This window comes from Comamonas sp. B-9 (genome assembly GCF_000410635.1).
Taxonomy (GTDB): domain Bacteria; phylum Pseudomonadota; class Gammaproteobacteria; order Burkholderiales; family Burkholderiaceae_C; genus Comamonas.
Map to the genome: position 1 here is coordinate 16,484 of NZ_KE148538.1, position 532 is coordinate 17,015.

1 protein-coding gene is annotated in these 532 nt (G+C 64.8%); it reads left to right on the forward strand.

Annotated elements, in window-relative coordinates:
* Window positions 1-62: 62 nt before the first annotated feature.
* A partial coding sequence (locus tag H928_RS30710) for a metalloregulator ArsR/SmtB family transcription factor (RefSeq protein WP_239644911.1) occupies window positions 63-532 on the forward strand: 470 nt, incomplete at its 3' end.

Consider the following 532-nt stretch of genomic DNA (forward strand, 5'->3'; position numbering starts at 1 on the left):
AGCATTGTCTTTGATAATTCCCCGTCCCAAACAATAAAACAAGCTATTACTTGTATAAATAAATGCCATCGACCCCCATCGATCCCTCGTCCACCATGCGCATGCTCGAGGCCCTCAAGCGCCAGGCCCCCGCCAGCACCGCCGACCTGGCGCGCGCGCTGCAGATGACGGCCGAGGCCGCGCGCCAGCAGATCAACAAGCTGGCCGACCAGGGCCTCGTGCAGGCCGATCTGCAAAAGCCGGCCGGTGCGGGCCGGCCGCGCCAGTTGTGGACCTTGACCGCAGCGGGCCAGCGCTACTTCCCCGACGCCCATGCCCAGCTCACGGTGCAGCTGATTGGCGCGATCGAAAAACTGTTTGGCCAGCAGGGCATGGACGGCATGATCAGCGAGCGCGAAGCGCAATCACGCTGCCGCTACCGCCAAGCCTGCACCGCCCCCGGCCTGCCCGAGCGCCTGACCCAACTGGCCGAGGTCCGCACGCAAGAGGGCTATATGGCCCATGTCGAGCCCCATCCCCAAGGCTGGCTGCT